The following is a 14,863-nucleotide window of genomic DNA, read 5'->3' as shown; positions in this document are numbered from 1 at the left end:
CCCAGGCGCTTTTCCAATTTTGGGTGATATTTAGTCGGACTCAGAAATTCCTGTCATAATTGCTTGCCATTCTCCTTCAGTCAGAGGTTGCAACTTTAGTTGGATATCAAAACATTCACAGGCAGCAGCAATTAAAGCATTAATGATGATTTCCTGGTTGAGATTTTGGGGTAACTGGACTGGGTGAAAAGATTCAGTGTTAAATACTTGCCGAAACAAATCTGCATCTGGCTGTAGTCGCATAGACCCATGTTGAAGAATTGCTTCACCCCGTCGCAGTTGGGCGCTACCAATGAGTTTACAACCGTCTGCGGTCACTAAATCTGCACCTGTGGCTGTACCAAAACAATTAGGGTTGTGGATATAACCCCGCCCGGCTGTACCATAATCCAACTCTACACCAAGCGATCGCCAGCCTTGAATTAAAAACTCACATATTTTTGCATATGCTTGTAGTCGAGTTCCTGTTAGTCCAGAGGTAATGACAGCATAGGTTAAGTCACCTTGGTGTAAAACAGCCCGACCACCTGTAGGACGCTGAACTAAATCCAGTTTTTGACCTTGCCAAGTTAAATTTCGCCAAAATTCCGGGTATTGGCGTTGATGATAACCAAGGGAAATGGCTGCTGGCCACCAAGTATAAAACCGCAAACAAGGAGGATGTTTTCCTGACTGGTGCTGTTCTAATAACCATTTATCAACTGCCATGTGTACATTTCCAGCAGCTGTGAGTAAAGGAATTAATCGCCAAACCTGTTTCAAGAATGAAAAATCTCAAATTCTCTAGGCTACACCAAACTCAGCTTGTAAAGCCTCATCATTATTATCTGCTATGGTAGCGACGATGGTAATTAGTCGGGAAACTTCACCAGGAGACAACTCTGCTAAAGTGCGTGTGGAAATCACCACTACTTGATTTTCAATGATGCCAAATCTCGCTTCAAAGGTGCTGGAACAGTTCAACTCCAATAAATAACGCATTAACCTTGTTTCATCCTTAGCAGGCAATTTCAGCACGGCTGACCAAATGGTAATAGTATCTTCATCGCTGGTTCCCGTCAGCTGGACAAACACTTCCACACTGCCATATTTAAATTTCCACAGAGAACCACCCCCAGTCCCATGACTGACCATGGCACTGTTTTCTTGGTCAAGGGTGCTGATTACATTTTCAATGATTTCTACATGGTTAATACTGGCAGTTTCTATACTCAATTCATCTCCCAATGGGTTAGTAGTTAAGGTTTCTTGGTAGCTAGTCATACAGATTTTTGCCTCAATATAGGTATTACGTGAATCTAAACATAGTGTATCGCTGATGCCAAAGAAGTGTGAGAAAGGAAGTATTGTAATTTATTTGTATGTATTGTTTAAATTTTCTCCACCGCAGATGCCTGAATCTATTTCCTCAATTTATCCAGTTGTACAAAGTCGTGATGTCCGGCAATTGGGTATTAATCCCAATCACTGGTATGTAGTGGCACAGAGTAATGAAGTGACAAATAAACCTTTAGGAGTGACGATTTGGAAACAAGCGATCGCTCTTTATCGAGATAGTACAGGAAAAGTTCACGCTTTAGAAGACCGTTGTCCTCACCGTCAAGTTAAACTCAGTCATGGCCAAGTGATTGATAATGAATTAGAATGTACCTATCACGGTTGGCGTTTTAACAACCATGGTGAATGCTCCACAGTTCCTTATCTAGCCGCTAATCAAAAATTACCCAGTTGTAAAATTCGTCGCTATCCTGTCCAAGAACAAGACGGTTTTATTTGGTTATTTCCTGGTGATGGTGAACCGACCATCGCACCTTTGTCTTTACCAGAATGGGATCACCTCAATTATATTGCTACCGTCTCCACCATTAATTGTCAGGCCCATTATTCCTATTTAATCGAAAATCTGATGGATATGTATCACGGACATTTACATCAAGATTTACAAGCATGGGCAGAAGCTTCATTACAAGATATAGAAGAAGACAGTCACCGTGTTGACGCTCATTATTCAGCCCAAAGCTATTATAAAATCGATAAAATCTGGTCTATATCCCAACTATTCTTTCCAGCTTTACGACGGTTACACCCTGAACCATTGGATGTAAGTTATGTTTACCCTCATTGGGTATCTTCCTTGGGAAAAGACTTTAAAATTTACTGTCTATTATGTCCCATCAACGAAACCCAAACCAAAGCCTATTTAATTCACTTCACCTCACTCAACGCCTTTTGGCGACTGCACAAATTACCAATATGGTTTCGGCGTTTCGTCAAAGATAGCTTATTTGGTGCAGCACAAAAACTACTAGATGGCTTAGTTATTCAAGATGTGAAAATGATAGAAGAGGAACAACAGGCATATTTGCAAAATCCTGAAGTTCGTAATTACGAGTTAAATCGCGCACTCATGAGCGTGCAGAAACTGATGCGGAGTCAAGAAGCAGCAAATAGATAAAGCATCAGGAAACCCAAAAAAGAGAATTACTGTCACCTATCACCTATCACCTGTCACCTGTCACCTATCACCTGTCACCTGTCACCTGTTCCCCTACCCAACAAGTCCAAAAATTTCTCTTGTTTTATCCGGATCAGCTAAAAATTCTGCGTTTATTGTTACACCGAATTATAAAATATTTATGAATATGAAACTTGACAATCAAACCCCTGCCTATCTGGCATCTCTATTCATCTCGCTGATGAAAGAGCAAGTTACCCCCAATCAAATTATGGCGGGGATAGTACATCTAGCCACGGCCAATCATGAATTAGATGGCATGATTGTCTCTGTAGATTGTTTTCGATTTTTATTAGCCACAATGCCCATGGACACCAGTGCTAGTGGTGTAACTTCCTTTGTTATCTCTTTATCTAAGGAAGGGGTTACTACCTTAATGCTGTTGGATGCCTTAAGCATTGCTTGTTATGTGTGCGGTTGGTTAGATGCGGCTAATCAGATTCGGTTAACTTACAAAAGATTACAAGCAGATGCTGTAATTTCGCAAATGTTAGGGAATTGAACATCATTTACTGCCAAGTTAATGTTCAGATTTTTCCCTGTTAGTGTTTGCTAAATTATTCCCATAGATGGAGTTTAGTTCACAACTAAGTTGATGCTGTTGGTTATGAAATTGTTCTCCCTGTTATGAGAGTGCTGCCTTTTGGGATATTTGACAGCCCTCCATTACAACTGGCTATGGGGTGGTTTGCCTGAGATATGGGATCATTCCATCCCTCTGACTGCTTCTTAACTGTCCCATGTCTCCTGTTGATATATTTATTAAACCTGGAACGAAAAAAATTTGTCTGCCAAATTGCCAAGTCTTGTGCATCTACTTTTACGTTGAGTTTCCGTAAGCTGGTAATGCAGATAGGAATTTTCGGGTATGGGTGTGGTAGGGGGTGGGCAAAGGCTTTGCAGACTTCTATCTGCACGTAATTAACAATATATCGTGGTTGGTCAGTAGGCATCTTGCATAAATATTTTTTTCACGCAGAGGCGCGGAGGCGCAGAGAAGAGAACGCAAAGAAGGACTTTTGCAAGATGTCTAGTCAATTGAGATTTTAAATACTGCTGATGAACTTGGGTATTGGGATAGATAGTACGGCAATTAGGAGTAGAAAAATGCAGATAACCGTACACAGATAGATTACGTGTTATCTAAAGTAGAGAAAGTAAAAATCGCATAACGAGCAGTAAGTATATGATGAAAATCCATTTTGCTACGGATAATTACAGAAATGTAAGAATCGAAATATACAAAGAAATGATTGGCAGTAACTTGCGTCTAACATACGAACTTATAAACGCTAATGGTCAAACTATCAAGGATTATTATATAAGTGGTTTGACAGATATGAATTATCCACTAGATCGTCAAAGAGAACTGATCAGAGATGCTCGGATGGTTATTGACTCCCTCATTAACGCTGAAAAACCTGCCGTTTAAGCTATTTTGGCATCAATCAGCAATTGAGTATCAAAAGTTCATTATATTAACAACCCCATCTATAGGATTAAAAATAAAAAAATGAAAACTTGTGTTGTTCTAGGAGATTTATTGTCTGATTTATCGAGTGATAACTATCCTACCGTACCTGTATGTGATGATTGTTTTGCAGAGTCTAGTGACAGCGAAAACACAATACTGAGTGGCGATTTTGACACATTGTTTGGAAATAATTGCTACTATTGTGGGAAGTCCAAACAAGAAGAAGAAAATGAACAGTCTTGAAACTCTGTGTAAGTTTATACCAAAGTCTTGATTAATTTTTGGTGAAATTGATACCCCGATATTTCTTTAGTATCGGGGTATTTTTAAGGTATTTTTTATATTAATCTTTGATCATCTTTATCTGTTTTCTTAAATTATTTTCCGATAATTAGTTAAATCTTTTTTTTCGCATCGGTGGCAAATAGATGAGATTTTTGTAGGAATTACGCACAAGTTACGAAAGAATAAACCACGAAGAAACGAAGGAAACGAAGGAAAGAGAGTTTCAGAGATATCGTGTGTAAGTCCTGTTTTTCTAAATTTTTACTTAAAATACCTAAATAAAACAGTATTTTAAACCAACAGATACAACCACCTGAATTTTTGCGGTATTGATTGATATCTATCAAGAGATAGTAGGCGAAAGTGTCCATGCACAGCCCTAAATAGTAATAGTTTTAAACATGGACACTGGCAATTCTCGTCAAGTTATAGCCGTAGACAAGGTAGTTAGGACATTAACTACAGCTAAAACTAAGATACCCAAAGGCTTTTAGCACTGTCACCTGTCACCTGTTACCTGTCACCTGCTATACAATTCTCACTTTCCCAATACAACCAGGTGAAAATAAATATATGGCATCTGTTGCAGAATCTAGTTATATTGAGTCTTTGCTGGGAAAAGAAGCAGAAGATTTACTGACTTACAAAGCTAAGGTTGGGGCTGATTTATTACATTTACCAGGGCCTGATTTTATAGATAGAGTATGGTTAAATAGCGATCGCTCTCCTCAAGTATTACGCAATCTCCAGCATATTTACTCTAGTGGGTCTTTAGCTAACACTGGTTATCTCTCCATTCTGCCTGTAGACCAAGGGGTGGAACATTCCGCTGGTGCATCCTTTGCCCCTAACCCCATCTACTTTGACCCAGACAACATAGTTAAGCTAGCAATTGAAGGGGGTTGTAATGCTGTCGCGACCACTTTAGGTGTTTTAGGCAGTGTTTCCCGCAAGTATGCCCATAAAATCCCCTTTATTGTCAAAATCAACCATAACGAGTTGTTAACTTACCCCAACCAATATGACCAAGTGATGTTTGCTGATGTTGAACAAGCTTGGAATTTAGGTGCAGTTGCAGTAGGTGCGACAATTTATTTTGGCTCAGAACAGTCTACTAGACAAATTCAAGAAGTGAGTCAAGCTTTTAAATATGCCCATGAATTGGGTTTAGTGACGATTTTGTGGTGCTATCTTCGCAACGACACCTTCAAACAAGACCAAGATTATCATCTCGCTGCGGACTTAACTGGACAGGCTAATCACCTGGGTGTCACCATTGAAGCTGATATCATCAAACAAAAGCTACCAGAATGTAATGGTGGTTATCGTGCGATCGCTCAAGCTACAGGTCACAGTTACGGCAAAACCAATGAGCGCATCTACACAGACTTAACTACTAATCATCCTATAGATTTAACTCGTTATCAAGTCCTCAATTGTTACTCTGGCAGAATAGGATTAATTAATTCTGGTGGGGCATCTGGTAAAAATGATTTTGCTGAAGCTATCCGCACTGCGGTAATTAATAAACGTGCTGGTGGTACAGGTTTAATTTCTGGCAGAAAAACTTTTCAACGTCCATTTGCTGAAGGGGTAAAGTTATTTCATGCAATTCAAGATGTTTATTTATCGTCAATGATTACAATCGCTTGATTAGGTAAAAACTCAACTGATACCAATTTTCTGTGAATCTGCACATCAGCCATAAATGTATTAGACCTCTGGTGAAATGAATTTAGAGACGTTCCGATGAAACTTCTCTATAAGGGTTTCAAACCACGCATATTTACAGAATATTGTAAGTATATGAGGTGCAAACATGAACAATCTAACTCTTGTGGTGCGGGCATCTTGCCCGCTATAGTTGTACTTCACTTAAATGAAATTTGCGGTAATTACCACCAGATGTCCATTGATTGTTAATCTTTATCTGCTTGCAATTATAGAGGTAACTAAGTCAGTTGGTATTAATCCCATCAGCTATTTATCTCTGCCATAACCAACCTTGGGGAAGACGCTAGACTGATGCCTTTTTACTAATATTCAGGCATTTGAATAAAAGCTAGCCAAGGAATTTTGCTGATGTTAAAAATAAAATTTATATGGCAGAGATTTTGTCACCAAACAGCCATCATCATGTTGACCTGTTTAGTTTGTGTATTGAGTATGCCTATGGCTGCTGTGCAAGCTGCCGGTTATTATGTTGAGAAAACCCACCATTTAGACACAAGCAAACCTTACTATTCAACAAAAATTCACCCCAGAAATAGAACCGAAAATTTCTTACCCTACTATTCAAAGCAAGACCGCAGAAAAGAAAAAAATTATCTCACACCATCCAGCGGTGATGATTATATCGAAAGTGGGAAACGGGCAGGAGAGGTAATTCCTAAAGACTTGGGAACTGGAGTCAGACAAAAAAATCCTGTGAATATGTTGAAACGTGCAGGAGAAGAATTAGGTAATGACCAAATTCCTAGAGCATTTGGTGCTAAAGATTATGAACGTAGTGAAATTGAACAAGAACTAGCTCGAAATAAAGCGGCACGAGGAGATAGAAACTAATTTTATTTTTGACTTGTTAATTGAATATTTGGTGTAAATCCAGATACACACAAGATAACCCTCTATCTATAGTCATGGGGGTTATTTTGTTGTGGTTTTTTCCCTAAAAAGGGTATAACTGCTGTAATTTGTCCTGTCCAGAAATTTTCTTTTTAAATTTTCTGTTTACCCCTCTTCTGTCACCTGTTCCCTGTCCCCTGTTCCCTTCTTATGAGAGCGAGAATCGAAAATAAAGTCCTATTTATTCACCATGAGGATTTACCAGAATTTAAAAAAGGTGGTTCTGTAGTCAGGAATTCCTACTTTTGGGCCCTGCGTTCTATTGCTGGCCGCGCTAGACGCTATCAAGATTGGGAATACGAGTCAGAAGTATGGATAGCACTAGTGCGGATGTTGTTATCCTTTGCGGAATCTGGCTATTTAGGCGATCGCGAAACTATATTAGAATTTCCCTTATCCCAAGGGGAAATTCCTGAGATGTTGCGGGATGTGTCAACTTGGGAATAATCACCGTTGCGGTGCTAAGGGGTCTAGAATCGGTTCTTTAGCGATCGCACCTAAACCTACAGATGTTAATAATTCCTCCCATTCCTGGGCTTTTTCACCCCGAATCCGAGCAATACTATCAAGGGCATCATACCAAATGTAATTTTTCGCATAAATTTCTGCCCGTTTGATTAACGATGCTTGTTCAAGATGATTTTCTAAAACATTCCCTAAATGAGTGAACTCAATTAACCCATTAGTAAGCTCATCCTCAGCCCTATCTTCAGAATTACAAACTAAGTTGAAATACCATCGATAAGTTTGACCTAATTTCAGACCAGCATTAGCAGGTATAGTCAGTTTGATAATTCCCCCACTCTTAGGTAGTAGAAAACTACGTTTGTAAATAATCTTGTTTGCCTCATCCATAACTACCAACTCTCCAGACTCTGCCGTTGTTGGTGGTACATACCAATACAGGGTTGGGTTATCGACAACTGTTTTTCCTACATTTTCCCTGGTTGGCATTAAAGCAGTCAGTGGTAGTTTCCCAGGTTCAACATTGGAACAGGAACTGACTCCAGTTCTATTGATTGGTGATGGAGGACGTAATAGTGTGTCGGGAGCAGACTCAGGTTCTGGAGAGATTTGCTCAGGTGGCCGGCCAGGAGTAAATCTTGCACCTCCTCCAACTGTTCTCTCTGGTGCACCTCTGTCCACAGGTTGGGGAAATTTGAGACTAATTGTCATTGGTGACAGTTGTGCCAATGATTGTGAAGGTAAGATAAAGAACCCTAACAATGCCGGAGAAAGTTGGACAGTCAGTCTCAATAAGGACTGTAGCCACTGCTGCAATTTCATAAAAGTCATGTTTGACTGCTGACTTTATTAAAATTCATCTTCCCGTCAGTATATTCCGTATCAATACTTAATTCATATTTTCAGCTGTTTGAGTTACGGGAATTTCGATGCTAAATTCTGTGCCTTGTTCTGGTGTCGATTGAAAAGACAAACGACCATGATGTTTTTCCACGATGATTTGATATGTAATAGATAATCCTAGCCCTGTTCCTTTACCTACAGGCTTAGTCGTAAAGAAAGGATCAAACAGCTTAGAGGCAATTTCTTCAGGAATACCACTAGCGTTATCACTAATCATAATTTTGACAAAATTTTCATCTGACAACTCTGTAGTAATGCGAATATAACTACCGTCATACTGTTGATTTTGATTTGCTAAAGCCGCGTGACGTTCTTCTAAGGCATCAATTGCATTAGCCAAAAGATTCATAAATACTTGATTTAGCTGACTAGGATAACATTCCACTAAAGGCAATGCCCCATATTCTTTAATCACCTTAATTTCTGGGCGTTTATCTGTAGGTTTTAATCGGTGATATAAAATCATTAATGTACTATCAATTCCTTCATGTATATCAACGGCTGTGGTGAAGGAACTATCTATACGTGAAAAATTGCGTAGGGAGTTAACGATGGTCTGAATTCTTTCTGTTCCTACCACCATTGATTGGAGAAGTTGTGTAAAATCTTGATATAAAAAATCTAGTTCTATGGCATCAATTTCTGCTTGAATTACATCGGCAGGATGAGGATAGTTTTCTTGATAAAGAGATACTAATTTTAATAAATCTTGAGCATATTCTTGAGCATAAGTCAGATTTCCATATATAAAATTAACTGGATTGTTAATTTCATGGGCAATGCCAGCCAGCATTTGCCCCAAGGATGACATTTTTTCTGTTTGGATCAGTTGTAATTGTGTGGCTTGTAGTTCATCTAGAGTTTGTTGCAGTTGATTGTTTTTATTTTTTAGTTCTTGAGTCCTTTCTTCAATCCGCACTTCTAAGGATTGATTAATCTTTTCTAATGCAGTTTGAGCTTTTTTCCTTTCTTGTAAATATTTTTCTAGTATTCTCAAAACAGCAAACCATGCTGGTATTAACATCATCACACTAGTAATAGATACAAAAATTGACCACCATAATTGATGACGATACTCTGTAATTTTTTTATTGATTTGTAAGGCAATAACTTGATTTCTTTCTGCCACACCAGCAGCATATTTTTTCTTTTCTAGTTCATATTCTCGACTAGATAGTAGTGCTTGTGCCGCTTTTTTATCACCTTTAGTTACTAACTGAAAAGATTTATACTCCATTTCTACTAGGCGCTGATTAGCTGCATCTGTTTTTTTCGCATCTTCGCCAGTATAAGCTTGGGGTGCAAGTTGAATAGATTCCTTAATGGCTGCATCTAATTGAGGTTCAAACAGTTTATATCTTAGTTCCCAAAATGAATTACCTGTAGCAGCATTCATCCTGGCTGACATTGTTAAGACTTCATCAAGGTAAGTAATATTACTACTTAAAGTTTTTAGCCGGACTTCATTATCAATAATACTGTTGAAGTTGCGGGATGCCTGCCAGGCTGTCCATGCTTGAGGCACAAATAGCATTAAGGTTAACAAGACTGTTGCATTTATAACCTGAGCAGGACTTAATGCCAGTTTACAAGTAACCCTTTTGAACCAGCGATTCATACTGGTTGGATAGAAGTTAGTTTTTAGAAACATTGCGCCACAGCACCAAAGCCTGAGTGAAAACTCTTATCTTTAAAAATTATACTTTGGTTGTATTGACAAGCGCAAAAACATTTATTGTTGGACAATGTTTAAACTGTACACTACCTGTCCTACAAAGTAGGAGATTATAGTTACTATAAAAGATGTTTTGATTACTTGTTTACTGCTAGAGTCATTCCTTCTGAGGCCAGGATAGTATTGTGAAAAGCAGATTTAACTTGCTCTTGGATATGATCTAAAAATTCATCATGGTCGTCGGGGTGATGATGGGATATCACCAATCTTTTCACATTAGCGGTATGGGATAACTGCACAGGTATTTCCCACAAAAATTCTGCACATTCATGATTATTGGCTGTGGGTGGAGTGTAGGTAGCATTGGCAATTAATAGATCCACATCTTTAATGATGTGTAAAATCCTTTCTTTATCTTCTGCATCGATAGTTTGATGCAAGTCAGTAACGTAAGCAACACTGTATTTATTCCAGTTGATACGATACCCAATAGAACGTTGAGCTTTATTAATTAAGGCAGTTTGCACTGTCACATCTTTTAATTCTATTTCCTTCCCTGGTGTCAAATTATAAAACTGTAAATCTGACTGCATCACCTGTAGGGGGTAAGGAAAATGCGGCTGAAGCATTTGGTCACATAGACACTGTTTAATAGAAGCCCCATTAGATGCTGCATTGCCGTAGATATGGAAGCAGTTCTCAGCCATAAATGCTGGGGCGAAAAATGGAAACCCCTGAATACGATTGGACTGGGAGTTAGTAAAAAATAAATGCGCTTCTAAATTTTTATGTAGCTCTTGCCAATTTTTCCCTAAAATGCGTAAGCCAGTACCCCCGTCAAAAATCAAGCTTTGTCCGGCTACATACATCTCGACACAAGCAGTGTTGCCACCATAGCGCCTGGTGTTGCTGGTGGGGGTTGGAATCAGACCACGTACACCCCAAAATTTCACTGTGAAATCCTCACCAAGGATACTAGGCATAGGAGATGACTCTTGAGGGAGGTAGCTTTGGGAATCAGACAGCTCAAAATTTGACATGTTCTTTGAAATCAGAGCTTACTGAGCAGGTCATCATAGCTTCGCACTTCCAAACAATGGTTGTTTTCGTCCACAATTACAACTGTGGGCGAGTAATGTTTTATCTCTTCTAGATTCAACTGCCCGTAAGTCATTATAATCAGGCGATCGCCTTTCATGCCTAGACGTGCTGCTGCTCCATTCAATTCAATCACACCTGAGTTAGGTGGGGCTGGGATAGCATAAGTGATAAAACGCTCACCATTAGCACTATTCACTACTTGCACCTGCTCATATGGTAAGATACCAGCTTTTTCTAGCAGAATTTCATCAATGCTGATACTGCCCACATAGTTAATATTTGTGGACGTGAGTGTACAATTATGAATTTTTGCCAACAGGAGAGTGCGCTGCATTTGAGTCTCAGTTTTTCTCTACTAGCGAGAATGGTGAAAGTTTTGTCAGCTAATTTGAGGGCGTTTTTTTGCCCTGGCTGACCATGGTAGTAATTTTACAGTTGGTGATGGGTGATTAGGAATATAAATACACTCCTATTCATAACCCATTACCCAATTACCTACCTAGTTTTTTAACCTTTAGCAGCTTTAACTGACTTTTCTACTAAGGGCAGGACTCTGTCCACATCTTGCCAGCCAAGTATTTCCGTAACTTTCTTTTCCAAGTTTTTGTAACTACGGAAAAATTCGGCAATTTCATCTAAGCGGTGTGGAGCTACGTCTTTTAAGGATTTTACATTAACGTAGCGAGGATCTTTGTCGGGAACACAAAGAATTTTTTCATCGCGATCGCCACCATCGATCATTTCCAGAAAACCTATCGGTCTTGCGGCAATGACACAACCAGGGAATGTTGGCTCATCCATTATTACCATACCATCTAATGGATCGCCATCATCAGCTAAAGTATTGGGGATAAAACCGTAGTCATAGGGATATTTCACCGAAGAATACAGAACTCGGTCGAGAGCAAATGCCTGTAAATCCTTATCAAATTCGTATTTATTTTTACTCCCGCCAGGAATTTCAATCAGGACGTTGATCAAACCCGGTTTAGGTTGGGCAGGAATAAGGGATAAATCCACAACAAAACTCCTCCGCTAAAAGTTAACTTAGGTAGCACACTATTTGCTCCCCGTGTAGCATTTTAGGGCAATTAGGTATCTCTGCCCATGTTTACGAGAGAATTTGCCCAGATGGGAGGTTGCAAATTTGGTTAGTGCTACACCCAAAATGTCCCTTCCCTAGCAAAATTCGGGTTTTAGGAGCAGAATCATCTGCTCATCCTGATTGGTAACACATAAGGTGGTCTGGATATCCAAAACCCCGGTCAGTTTGGAGATGGACTAGCCAAAGTCTCTCAGCCTTAACCCAAATGGGAGCAGCAGATTGAATATAAACAAAAAATTAAATTATTTAATCTTTAAACTTATCCTAGCATTCTCTTTGTTATTACTAGCATCAATTAAAAAAGCGTTGCTGACACTTTTCTGCAACGCTGGAAATATCAAAATTTGCTTTTTTATGTCTTGTGCGTGAGATTAGCCTACTAAGTTTTTGGGTAGTTCACCCATTGAGGACTACCCTGGAGATAGTAGTGAAAGGAAATTGAGTTAAACTTCAACGGTGGATTGATTCAAACTTGGCTTTTAGATAGGTGATAACTGAGGGATGACGGATTTTCCTGAGCATTTTGTGATGAATAGTGAGCAATGATAAATACAGGTAAAGTCAGGGTTAAGAGAGCGATCGCTGTTCCCACAATGTCTGCCCAACGATGGGAATATGTATCGGGAGAATTGGCAGACTGGCTATTTGAATTCATACAAAATTTTTATTGGTCAGAGCACTTATCGTTTGACTCTCTCAAAAAGAGTCTCAATACTATTTTAGCGATTTTTTTGTTGGTCAGTCATGTATCAGGAAAAAATCTACTCCAGTTTCACAACTGGCATAATCGGTGGTGATACATGATATTTTGGTGACAAAGGTCTTCATAAACATATAATCCTGGTTTTTTGAATTTATTTTTGCCGATGATCACCGTATTTATTTCAGGACGATTGGCGAGATATTTATGGGAGCAAGCATTAATTATCACTTTTTATAGACCATGAAAATTGTGAAAATAACTATCTTTTATTAATTGTTAAGAATTATAACATTCTCATATTCTTGCCTCAAGCCTGTTTATGTTCATCTCTCACTGTTCTCCGGTAAATTAAAAAATTTAAAACCACTGAGGAAATTTAGGTAAGGTTCATGGCTTAAAAGAAGATACAGCGTCAGCATAACCAATTCCGCAGATTTTTTTGTTCTCTAATATGTTTCACAGTAGAATCTAGGAGATATATGGGCGATAGTTCTGTCTTATAGGTAAAAAATCGATCTTTTGCCCTCTAGTTTTCACCTGAGTATTTTTGCTTAATTATTGTCAATCTGCACATAGGTAGATTTTGGACAGGAAAGGATAACAATAATGTTTTTAACACACATTTATCGACTCAAAAAAATGTATCCTATCTAACAAAAATTCTATGATTTTATTCCTTGATGACAAATTAATGTTGTGATTTGAGTGATTGGATGGGAAAAAATTATGTCTATTGGCTCTTTTTTCTGTAGGGATTTTTTGCAGGAATCATTTAAGAGGTCTATGTCTAGTAAGAAGATGATTTTTACCAGATTATTTTCTCTTTGAGTATCAACATGGCAAAATATTTAATATTTAACCCATGAAAAAAACCGCCGCTAAATTAGGGCGGTCTGGTTAAGCAATCGGAGGGTATTTACAGCTTACTTGGTGAATATCAAAGTCGCTGTAACTAAATTGGCATTTGATTAAATGCCGATTATCCTGTAATTAACAAAAGGTTAAAAAACCTATTTATCCTTTGCCATAGGCCCGCATTGGTTCTTTAATAAATCTGATGTAGAGATGTCTAAATGTGGATTTAATGACGCGGGGGAGGGCAAAATCTATGGGCATAAGTTTATCTGGTAGTTGCCAATCTGCTATTTGCAATAAATCTGGTGACAACAAAGGAAAATCAATGTTCTTAATTTCTGGACAAATGCCCAGTCTTTGAGATGCAGCCACGGTGGGAACTTGCTGGGGTGACACTTGGAGAATTTCCAACATAGCCCGGTCTAAAGCAAATACATCTGCTGATGCAGCTAAAACCCCTAAATGACGAGGTTCACCACCACTGGGGCCGTTGCCCTCATGACCGATGATGCCATCTAAGATGGTGAGATTAGGATTAATAGCCCTAGCGGTTTCTACTAACATTTCCCCAAAGCGACTAGCATCTTTACCTGCTTCCATGTGCCACCATGCTTTCATTTTGCCGGGGACGCAACCAAACAGGTTTTTTACACCCAAGGTTAAGGTCAGTTGCATGTGAGATTTAACTTTGGGAAGATTGATCACTACATCTGCTTCCATTGCTTCTTTGCACAGTAGCAGATGGTTAAAGTTATCGTTGACTGTTTGATAACGTTGTCCGTGGAATTCAACTATGGGTAAATTGAGTTTTTCAGCTATGGGGAGATAACCGTTAGCAGTTGCTACTCCTTTAGCACTACCAAAAGCGGGACTATCGCCTAAAAATGGTTTACCACCAACTGCTATCACCATTTCCGCCACCACTGCTACTAATTCAGGGCGGGTAGTACATTCTTTAGTAGGGCGAGAACCTGTGAGTAGGTTGGGTTTCAGCAGGACGCGATCGCCTGGTTTCACGAAAGCTGCCATTCCTCCTAAAGGTTCCAGCAGCGTTGTCAGAGATTCTCTTAAAGCATCTTGTGCGTAGGATGTAGCCCGAATCAGACTAACGGAAGGTTTTTGCGTCTGCATAGAAAAAATGGCAATTATTGCTAATA

At 39.0% G+C, this 14,863-nt stretch carries 16 protein-coding genes; 7 read left to right on the top strand and 9 right to left on the bottom strand.

What is annotated here, in order from left to right; all coding sequences use genetic code 11:
- Positions 1-30: 30 nt before the first annotated feature.
- Both H6G73_RS02915 and H6G73_RS02910 read right to left on the bottom strand, forming a co-directional pair.
- Positions 31-708 carry a lipoate--protein ligase family protein gene (locus H6G73_RS02915; protein ID WP_190601566.1) on the bottom strand — a complete coding sequence of 226 codons (678 nt, stop codon included), beginning with the start codon at positions 706-708 and terminating at the stop codon, positions 31-33.
- Positions 709-783: 75 nt separating this feature from the next.
- Positions 784-1,263 carry a YbjN domain-containing protein gene (locus H6G73_RS02910; RefSeq protein ID WP_190601444.1) on the bottom strand — a complete coding sequence of 160 codons (480 nt, stop codon included), beginning with the start codon at positions 1,261-1,263 and terminating at the stop codon, positions 784-786.
- 127 nt (positions 1,264-1,390) lie between these two features.
- Between H6G73_RS02910 and H6G73_RS02905 the strand changes: the two genes are divergently transcribed.
- The 7 genes from H6G73_RS02905 (at position 1,391) to H6G73_RS02875 (ending at position 7,346) form a co-directional block, all read left to right on the top strand.
- Entirely contained in the window at positions 1,391-2,455 is a 1,065-nt protein-coding gene (locus H6G73_RS02905) for an aromatic ring-hydroxylating dioxygenase subunit alpha (RefSeq protein ID WP_190601443.1), read from the top strand.
- Between the two features lie 181 nt (positions 2,456-2,636).
- Positions 2,637-3,017: a hypothetical protein gene (locus H6G73_RS02900; RefSeq protein ID WP_190601442.1), complete on the top strand. Its 381-nt coding sequence runs from the start codon at positions 2,637-2,639 to the stop codon at positions 3,015-3,017.
- Positions 3,018-3,701: 684 nt separating this feature from the next.
- Positions 3,702-3,947, top strand: coding sequence for a hypothetical protein (locus tag H6G73_RS02895; protein WP_190601441.1), 246 nt, complete (start codon positions 3,702-3,704; stop codon positions 3,945-3,947).
- An 81-nt stretch (positions 3,948-4,028) separates the two neighbouring features.
- Positions 4,029-4,232, top strand: a complete 204-nt coding sequence (locus H6G73_RS02890) for a hypothetical protein (protein WP_190601440.1) — start codon at positions 4,029-4,031, stop codon at positions 4,230-4,232.
- Between the two features lie 615 nt (positions 4,233-4,847).
- Positions 4,848-5,927 (top strand): class I fructose-bisphosphate aldolase, encoded by a 1,080-nt coding sequence (locus tag H6G73_RS02885; protein ID WP_190601439.1) that lies wholly within the window; start codon positions 4,848-4,850, stop codon positions 5,925-5,927.
- Positions 5,928-6,356: 429 nt separating this feature from the next.
- A complete protein-coding gene (locus H6G73_RS02880) occupies positions 6,357-6,839 on the top strand; it encodes a hypothetical protein (RefSeq protein WP_190601438.1) in 483 nt (160 codons plus the stop codon).
- Between the two features lie 210 nt (positions 6,840-7,049).
- A complete protein-coding gene (locus H6G73_RS02875) occupies positions 7,050-7,346 on the top strand; it encodes a hypothetical protein (protein ID WP_190601437.1) in 297 nt (98 codons plus the stop codon).
- Here the strand turns inward: H6G73_RS02875 and H6G73_RS02870 are convergent, their stop codons facing one another.
- The 7 genes from H6G73_RS02870 to H6G73_RS02840 all read right to left on the bottom strand — a co-directional run bounded on the left by H6G73_RS02870 (position 7,347) and on the right by H6G73_RS02840 (position 14,837).
- Entirely contained in the window at positions 7,347-8,195 is an 849-nt protein-coding gene (locus H6G73_RS02870) for a DUF928 domain-containing protein (RefSeq protein WP_190601436.1), read from the bottom strand.
- Positions 8,196-8,253: 58 nt separating this feature from the next.
- The gene (locus tag H6G73_RS02865; RefSeq protein WP_190601435.1) at positions 8,254-9,885 is read right to left on the bottom strand and encodes a sensor histidine kinase; all 1,632 of its coding nucleotides are present in this window, start codon (positions 9,883-9,885) and stop codon (positions 8,254-8,256) included.
- 194 nt (positions 9,886-10,079) lie between these two features.
- The gene (locus H6G73_RS02860) at positions 10,080-10,982 is read right to left on the bottom strand and encodes an MBL fold metallo-hydrolase (protein WP_190601434.1); all 903 of its coding nucleotides are present in this window, start codon (positions 10,980-10,982) and stop codon (positions 10,080-10,082) included.
- An 11-nt stretch (positions 10,983-10,993) separates the two neighbouring features.
- Positions 10,994-11,377, bottom strand: coding sequence for an aspartate 1-decarboxylase (panD, locus tag H6G73_RS02855; protein WP_190601433.1), 384 nt, complete (start codon positions 11,375-11,377; stop codon positions 10,994-10,996).
- Between the two features lie 173 nt (positions 11,378-11,550).
- The gene (locus H6G73_RS02850; protein WP_190601432.1) at positions 11,551-12,063 is read right to left on the bottom strand and encodes an inorganic diphosphatase; all 513 of its coding nucleotides are present in this window, start codon (positions 12,061-12,063) and stop codon (positions 11,551-11,553) included.
- 551 nt (positions 12,064-12,614) lie between these two features.
- Entirely contained in the window at positions 12,615-12,803 is a 189-nt protein-coding gene (locus H6G73_RS02845; protein ID WP_190601431.1) for a hypothetical protein, read from the bottom strand.
- A 1,062-nt stretch (positions 12,804-13,865) separates the two neighbouring features.
- Complete coding sequence (locus tag H6G73_RS02840) at positions 13,866-14,837, bottom strand: DUF362 domain-containing protein (RefSeq protein ID WP_190601430.1); 972 nt, start codon at positions 14,835-14,837, stop codon at positions 13,866-13,868.
- Positions 14,838-14,863 lie beyond the last annotated feature (26 nt).

The organism is Richelia sinica FACHB-800, assembly GCF_014698825.1.
GTDB lineage: Bacteria > Cyanobacteriota > Cyanobacteriia > Cyanobacteriales > Nostocaceae > FACHB-800.
This window is presented reverse-complemented; position numbering and strand designations above follow the sequence as displayed.

Excerpts from the sequence above, each read along its gene's own strand:
- H6G73_RS02870 (WP_190601436.1), bottom strand. The coding sequence starts at position 8,195 with ATGACTTTTATGAAATTGCAGCAGTGGCTACAGTCCTTATTGAGACTG.
- H6G73_RS02875 (WP_190601437.1), top strand. The coding sequence starts at position 7,050 with ATGAGAGCGAGAATCGAAAATAAAGTCCTATTTATTCACCATGAGGAT.
- H6G73_RS02905 (WP_190601443.1), top strand. The coding sequence starts at position 1,391 with ATGCCTGAATCTATTTCCTCAATTTATCCAGTTGTACAAAGTCGTGAT.
- H6G73_RS02885 (WP_190601439.1), top strand. The coding sequence starts at position 4,848 with ATGGCATCTGTTGCAGAATCTAGTTATATTGAGTCTTTGCTGGGAAAA.
- H6G73_RS02910 (WP_190601444.1), bottom strand. The coding sequence starts at position 1,263 with ATGACTAGCTACCAAGAAACCTTAACTACTAACCCATTGGGAGATGAA.
- H6G73_RS02880 (WP_190601438.1), top strand. The coding sequence starts at position 6,357 with ATGTTAAAAATAAAATTTATATGGCAGAGATTTTGTCACCAAACAGCC.
- H6G73_RS02860 (WP_190601434.1), bottom strand. The coding sequence starts at position 10,982 with ATGTCAAATTTTGAGCTGTCTGATTCCCAAAGCTACCTCCCTCAAGAG.
- H6G73_RS02915 (WP_190601566.1), bottom strand. The coding sequence starts at position 708 with ATGGCAGTTGATAAATGGTTATTAGAACAGCACCAGTCAGGAAAACAT.
- H6G73_RS02840 (WP_190601430.1), bottom strand. The coding sequence starts at position 14,837 with ATGCAGACGCAAAAACCTTCCGTTAGTCTGATTCGGGCTACATCCTAC.
- H6G73_RS02845 (WP_190601431.1), bottom strand. The coding sequence starts at position 12,803 with ATGAATTCAAATAGCCAGTCTGCCAATTCTCCCGATACATATTCCCAT.
- H6G73_RS02890 (WP_190601440.1), top strand. The coding sequence starts at position 4,029 with ATGAAAACTTGTGTTGTTCTAGGAGATTTATTGTCTGATTTATCGAGT.
- panD (WP_190601433.1), bottom strand. The coding sequence starts at position 11,377 with ATGCAGCGCACTCTCCTGTTGGCAAAAATTCATAATTGTACACTCACG.
- H6G73_RS02895 (WP_190601441.1), top strand. The coding sequence starts at position 3,702 with ATGATGAAAATCCATTTTGCTACGGATAATTACAGAAATGTAAGAATC.
- H6G73_RS02865 (WP_190601435.1), bottom strand. The coding sequence starts at position 9,885 with ATGAATCGCTGGTTCAAAAGGGTTACTTGTAAACTGGCATTAAGTCCT.
- H6G73_RS02900 (WP_190601442.1), top strand. The coding sequence starts at position 2,637 with ATGAATATGAAACTTGACAATCAAACCCCTGCCTATCTGGCATCTCTA.